The following is a 6,161-nucleotide window of genomic DNA, read 5'->3' as shown; positions in this document are numbered from 1 at the left end:
GCCATTCTTGGCACGATCGAGCAACGCCTCGGCGCTGGCGATCAACGCGGGGACGGCGCGTCCCCTGGACGACGAGATGCCCGCCGAAAAGGTGATCGTGCCGAGCGGCGCGTCGCTTTCGCGTACCTTCAGGCGACGGCTGGCGAGACGCACACGTGCGGTGTCGATGATCGCGTTGGCATCGCGCGCGGTCATGTCTTCCATCAGGATCAGGAATGCCCCGCCGTCCCAGCGCGCGACGGTGTGCGGCTGGCATGAGTCCGCCAGTTCGGTCGCCACCGTGCGCAGCAACCGGTCGCCGACCGCGTGGCCGTGGCCGTCGTTGACGCGCTTGAAATGATCGATGTCGATCAGCGCAATCGCACACCCCTTGGGGGATGCGATCGCGGTCGCCAGCCTTTCCTCCACCCCCGCGCGGTTGAGAAGCCCGGTCAGCCGGTCGCGGCTCGCATCGGTGCGCAGCGCGTTGAGCTCCGCGCGCAGCGATTGCGCTTGCCGCGTCGCATCGGCGAGGCTGGCTTCGGCGAGCGTCGTCCGCTCGATCATCGCGGAGACGACCGAGCGAATGCTGGATTCCGCCGCGCCGACCAGCGAGGCGGCGGCGCTGACCAGATCGCGATTGAGATCGCCGGTCGCGCTGGCCGCATCGCCGATGATGTCGAGGACGCGCAACGTCAGCCGATCGAGCTGCGACGCACCATGATGTTCCGGGGCCGGTTCGGCCGGTGTCTCGCCGGCGAGCCGCGCCACCTCGTCAGGGCCGATGCGGAAGCCGCCGTCGACGATCCGCTCCACCTCCGCCTTCAGCACCGCATCCTGCTCGATCAGGACGCGATGGACGAAGGCATAATTGGCCGGGCTGTGCTGCAGTCGATGATCGTCGAGAAAGCGAAGGATTTTCGGCCCTGTTGCCTGTTTTTCAATTGGCATTGCCATCCTTCTCCTGGGTGCCGGAACCGTCGGGCAGAATTGCGTCCCATCGCGCGATGAGCGTTCCGCCGCAAAGGTCCGTGCCGATTACTTCGATTGCGAAGATACTGAGAAGTCGAGTTAATTTATCAATATCCATGGCTCTAGATCTTTACACAAAAGATCTGTCGGCGGCGAGGGGCTTGCGGATTGCCTGCACGCTCGTACACTATTCAACAAGCGCGAGCGTGTGGCGCAAGCAATAGATGTTCTGGACTGATGCGGATCGCGACATAAGATCGTGGTCGCACGAATGCGTCACGAGATGCGGCGACAGGGGAGGGAGCGATGATCAAATCCAGAAGCTGGCTATACGCTTGTTCGGTTCTGGCGACGATCGGGCAATTGCCGGTCGCTCCGCAGGCCGCGGCGCAATCGACCGCGGTGCCGTCCGGCGTGTTCAGCCCCGCCACGGTGCTGCCGCGTCCGGTGCCGCCCTATCAAGGCACTTTGGGGGTCACGCCGGCGGAATCGTCCAAGCCGCATTATCCGCCGCCGGTCGTCGCGCCGAAGGGGGCGCCCAACGTGCTGCTGATCATGACTGACGATGTCGGCTTCGGCACCTATAGCGGGTTCGGCGGGCCGGTGCCGACCCCGGTCTTCGACGCGGTCGCCGCGAACGGGCTGCGCTACAACCGGTTCCACACCACGGCATTATGCTCGCCGACCCGCGCCGCGCTGCTCACCGGGCGCAACCACCATTCGGTCGGGACCGGGGTGATCCAGGAACTGGCGACAGGTTACCCCGGCTATACCTCGATCATTCCAAAGAGCGCTGCGACGATCGCCGAGGTCCTGCGCCAGAACGGCTATGCGACAGGCTGGCTCGGCAAGAACCACAATATCCCCGATTGGGAGAATAGTCCGGCCGGGCCATTCGACAATTGGCCGAGTGGGCTGGGGTTCGACTATTTCTTCGGCTTCAACGGCGGCGAGACCGACCAATGGGCGCCGGCGTTGACCGAGAACCGCAACCCGGTCGAGCCGCCCGCGAACGACCCCAATTACATCCTCGACCGCGATCTCGCCGATCATGCGATCAACTGGCTGCGGACGGTGGGGACGCAGGCGCCCGACAAGCCCTTCTTCCTCTATTACGCCCCCGGCAGCGGGCATGCGCCGCATCAGGCGCCCAAGGAGTGGATCGCCAAATTCCGCGGTCAGTTTGACCAGGGGTGGGACAAATTGCGCGAGGAGACCTTCGCGCGGCAAAAGAAGCTCGGCGTTATTCCCGCCGATGCGAAGCTTACCCCGCGACCGCCGGAAATCCCTGCCTGGGACAGCCTGTCGCCCGATGCGAAGAAAGTCGCGGCGCGGCTGATGGAAGTCTATGCGGCGACCAACGCTTATTCCGATCATCAGATCGGGCGGGTGATCGAGGAATTGCGCGCCCAGGGCCGGCTCGACAATACGATCATCATCTATATCGAGGGCGATAACGGCGCGAGCGCGGAAGGCGGCCTCAACGGGTCGATCAACCAGATGGCCGGGCTGAACGGCGTCCCCGATACCGTCGCCAACATGATCAACCATCTCGACGAGATGGGCGGGCCGATGTCCGACGAACATTATCCGGCCGGTTTCGCCTGGGCGATGGACACGCCGTTCCAGTGGACCAAGCAGGTCGCGTCGCACTGGGGCGGCACGCGCAACGGCATGACGATCTCCTGGCCGGCGCGGATCAAGGCGCACGGCGAGATCCGCTCGCAGTTCAGCCATGTGATCGATATCGCGCCGACGCTTTACGAAGCGATCGGCATCCCCCAGCCGACCGAGGTCAATGGCGTGAAGCAGAAGCCGATCGAAGGCACCAGCCTCGTCTACAGCTTCAACAATGCCGCGGCGCCCGACCGGCACACCACGCAATATTTCGAAATGTTCGCCAATCGCGCGATCTACCAGGACGGCTGGGTCGCCGCGACGCACCCCAAGCGGCTGCCCTGGGTGGCGGTCCAGCCTTTCGACGCCAACGCCTTCACCTGGGAATTGTACCATGTCGCCAAGGATTATTCGGAGGCCGAGGATCTCGCCGCGAAAGAGCCTGAACGGCTGAAGAAGATGCAGGCGGCGTTCCTTGAGGAAGCGAGGAAGTACAACGTCCTGCCGCTCGATCCGAGCACGATCGCGCGGATGCAGGCCGATCAGCGCCCGTCGGCGTTCGCGGGGCGGCGCGATTTTACTTTCTATCCCGGCCCGCGGCTGCCCGATCCCGCTTTCCCGGAGGTGAAGAACAAATCCTTCACCTTGACCGCGACCGTCGACGTGCCGCGCGAGGGCGCAGAGGGCGTGCTGGTGACCGAGGGCGGCCGCTTCGGCGGCTGGGGGCTCGTCATGTACAAGAGCAAGCCGAGCTTCATCTATAAATTCTTCAATTTCCCCGGCCAGTCGGTGCGGCTCGACAGCCAGGTTCCGCTCGCCCCGGGCAAGCATGCCATCGTCGTCGACTTCAAATATGACGGGGGTGGCTTCGGGAAGGGCGGCGTGTTCACCTTGAAGGCCGACGGCAAGGATCTGGCACAGGGACGGATCGAGCATACCGTGCCCGGCTGGTTCTCGACCGAGGGCGTCAGCATCGGCAGCGATACGGGCACGCCGGTCGCCGAGGACTATAAGGTGCCATTCCCCTTCAGCGGGACGCTCGAGCGGATCGACCTCCATCTCGACATCCCCGCCGGCCGGACTCGCTCGTCCCCCGATTGATAGGGGTCCCCCGGTGTCATGGCTTGCCGTGCCGGGTAAAAGCGCCCATTGTTGCGAACGATTCTCAACAATGAACGGACATGGCGCCGATGACCGATCACGCGCTCCCGGGCGATGCGCCGACTGGTTTGGCTCTCGTGATCCGTGCGGTGAGATGCTGGCGTGAGGCGCGCGACACGGGGCAACCGACCCAGCCGTGCCTCGCGCGGGCGCTCGAATCCGCCGATGCGATGATGCTTGCCCCGGTGTTCGACAGCCTGTGCGTGCTGTTCGAGACGGCGATCGCGCGGCCGATGCGATGCGGGGAGGCCCCCGCGCTCTCCGGCGACGAGCGTTTGCTGCTCGGCATCGTCGACGGCTCCACGCCGCGCCGGTCGTGCATCGATTGCCCCGAGGGCGCCGCCAGCGCGCTCGATTGCGCGATTTGTTCGACCCGCATCATGATGGCGCTGGCGGTCGGTCCGCGCGGCGCCGGGCGGCATTGAAACGCGGCGCACCGCCTTCTACGATCGCGCCGAAACAATAGGGGGACTCGATGTCGTGCCCTGTACCCGTCGGCTGTTGTTGCTCGTCGTCATGGGGCTCTCGGTGATGCCGGGGGCGGTTTCAGCGGAGCCGGCCGGGCGGATCACCGGTTTGGGCGGAATCTTCTTCAAGAGTCCCGACCCGAAAAAACTGATGGCCTGGTATCGGGATGTCCTCGGCATCAGGATCGAGAGCTGGGGCGGGGCGCTGCTGCGATATGATGCGCCGAACCATCCGCCGGTCATTACGGTCAACGCGTTCGATCAGGCGACCGATTATATGGCGCCGTCGAAGCGCGAGTTCATGCTGAATTTCGCGGTCGACGATCTCGCATCCTTCCTCGATCGCCTGAAAGCCAAGGGCGTTGTCCCGATCAAGCGCGACGACAGTGATCCCAGCGGGAAATTCGCCTGGATCGTCGATCCCGATGGGACCAAGATCGAGCTTTGGGAACCAAAGCCGCCGTCGAAATAGCGTCGCGAGCCGCGGCGACTTTTTTCGAAAAATAGCCGGTCGCGGCCGCGGACAGCGGTATCGCTCGCCCGCGATCCTGTCCCCGTCGCCGCGCAAGCCCTTCACATACGATGATATTTGATCCGCTCGGGGCGGCTCGGCGGAGGGCAATCTTTTCATAACGGGACGCAACTTCCCATTTCAGAAATAATATTGACTCGATCCCGCCATTATGGAAATATTTCTCTAAATAGAAAACTGACGCCCGGGGGGGCCATGCGCCTCGCGGGAGGGGGGATGATGTTGAAACTCTTTGCCCATGTTGCATTGATCGCTTTGGTGGCCGCCCCGGCGGTCGCGGCGCCGTCGCCTGCCGGGATCACCGCGGCAGCGCAACGTCCCGCGGCGGCATCGGTGCAGCAAGCCGTCGCCGCGCAGGTCGCCGCGCTGGAAAAGCAGATCAAGGGCCGGGTCGGCGTCGCCTTCCGACTGCTCGAAACCGGCGAAAGCGGTGCGGTCGCGGGGGCAGAGCGTTTCCCGATGGCGAGCACCTATAAGGTCGCGATCGCGGGAACATTGCTGTCGCTCGTCGACAAGGGGCAGATGCGGCTCGATCGGATGATCGCGGTGACGCAGGCGGATGTCGACCAGACCGGCGAGGTCGCCAATCGCGTGGTCCATCCCGGCGTCATGCTGTCGGTCGCCAATCTGATGGAATTGATGCTCACGCAGAGCAACAACACCGCGACCGACAAGATCCTTGCGCTCGCGGGCGGCCCGGCGGCGGTCACCGCCTGGCTCCGCGCCAATGGCATCGCGGAGATGCAGGTCGATCGCAGCGTGAACGATCTTCTCAACGATTTTTACGGGGTTCCCGCCGGATCGCCCTTCGTCAAGACGTTGATGGCGCGCGGCCTGAGCGACGCCGACATCGAAAAGTCGGCCTATTCGGCGAACGCCGCGTTCGAAAAGGATCCGCGCGATACGTCGGCGCCCGTCGCGATGGTCGATCTGCTCGGTAAATTGCTCGCGAGCCCGCTGCTCAAGCCCGAAAGCCGCGACTTTCTGCGTAGTGTCATGGAGCGCTGCGAAACCGGGGCGGCGCGGATCAAGGGATTGTTGCCCGCCGGAACGACGGTCGCGCACAAGACCGGGACGATCGGCGGCTCGATCAACGATGTTGGCATGATCACGCTGCCGGGAGACCGCGGGCATCTGCTGATCGCGGTCTACACCAAGAGCAGCAGCCTGCCGGAGGCGCAGCGCGAGCGCGCGATCGCGGAGATCAGCCGCAGCCTGTTCGACTATTTCGCGACGCGCTGAACCGGCGCGCACGCAGCGTAGAATAATTACCACAAAGGGGATGGGGTTTATGTCGGATATCAAATGGGGCGGGGCGGCGCTCGGCCGCTTCCGTCGCGATTTGCACGCGTCTACGGCATTTGGCCGCGTGGGACAGGGAATGGCCGCGCTTGCGTTCGCGGCATTGATCGGCGCTACCCCGGTGCACGCGC

At 64.4% G+C, this 6,161-nt stretch carries 6 protein-coding genes; 4 read left to right on the top strand and 2 right to left on the bottom strand.

Features of this window, described 5'->3' with window-relative positions:
* Window positions 1-930, bottom strand: a 930-nt coding sequence (locus tag BGN95_RS22420) for a GGDEF domain-containing protein (protein WP_286774054.1), incomplete at its 3' end; no start/stop codon positions are given.
* On the bottom strand, window positions 920-1,069 hold the full coding sequence (locus BGN95_RS22415; RefSeq protein ID WP_286774053.1) for a hypothetical protein: 150 nt from the start codon (window positions 1,067-1,069) through the stop codon (window positions 920-922). The genes BGN95_RS22420 and BGN95_RS22415, both read right to left, overlap by 11 nt.
* A gap of 188 nt (window positions 1,070-1,257) precedes the next feature.
* On the opposite strand from BGN95_RS22415, the gene BGN95_RS22410 reads away from it, so the two are divergent.
* The 4 genes from BGN95_RS22410 to bla all read left to right on the top strand — a co-directional run bounded on the left by BGN95_RS22410 (window position 1,258) and on the right by bla (window position 5,970).
* Window positions 1,258-3,669, top strand: coding sequence for an arylsulfatase (locus BGN95_RS22410; RefSeq protein ID WP_286774052.1), 2,412 nt, complete (start codon window positions 1,258-1,260; stop codon window positions 3,667-3,669).
* An 80-nt stretch (window positions 3,670-3,749) separates the two neighbouring features.
* The gene (locus BGN95_RS22405) at window positions 3,750-4,154 is read left to right on the top strand and encodes a hypothetical protein (protein ID WP_286774051.1); all 405 of its coding nucleotides are present in this window, start codon (window positions 3,750-3,752) and stop codon (window positions 4,152-4,154) included.
* Window positions 4,155-4,209: 55 nt separating this feature from the next.
* Complete coding sequence (locus BGN95_RS22400; protein ID WP_286774050.1) at window positions 4,210-4,668, top strand: VOC family protein; 459 nt, start codon at window positions 4,210-4,212, stop codon at window positions 4,666-4,668.
* A gap of 279 nt (window positions 4,669-4,947) precedes the next feature.
* Window positions 4,948-5,970 (top strand): class A beta-lactamase, encoded by a 1,023-nt coding sequence (bla, locus tag BGN95_RS22395; RefSeq protein ID WP_286774049.1) that lies wholly within the window; start codon window positions 4,948-4,950, stop codon window positions 5,968-5,970.
* The last annotated feature ends 191 nt before the right edge of the window (window positions 5,971-6,161 follow it).

The organism is Sphingomonas sp. 66-10 (assembly GCF_001897045.1).
Lineage (GTDB): Bacteria > Pseudomonadota > Alphaproteobacteria > Sphingomonadales > Sphingomonadaceae > Sphingomonas > Sphingomonas lycopersici.
The sequence above is the reverse complement of the archived record's forward strand: the minus strand, read 5'-3'. Positions and strand labels throughout refer to the sequence as shown.

Bases quoted from the DNA above. Each gene is read 5' to 3' on its own strand.
- bla (WP_286774049.1), top strand. From the start codon at position 4,948: ATGTTGAAACTCTTTGCCCATGTTGCATTGATCGCTTTGGTGGCCGCC.
- BGN95_RS22405 (WP_286774051.1), top strand. From the start codon at position 3,750: ATGGCGCCGATGACCGATCACGCGCTCCCGGGCGATGCGCCGACTGGT.
- BGN95_RS22410 (WP_286774052.1), top strand. From the start codon at position 1,258: ATGATCAAATCCAGAAGCTGGCTATACGCTTGTTCGGTTCTGGCGACG.
- BGN95_RS22415 (WP_286774053.1), bottom strand. From the start codon at position 1,069: ATGGATATTGATAAATTAACTCGACTTCTCAGTATCTTCGCAATCGAA.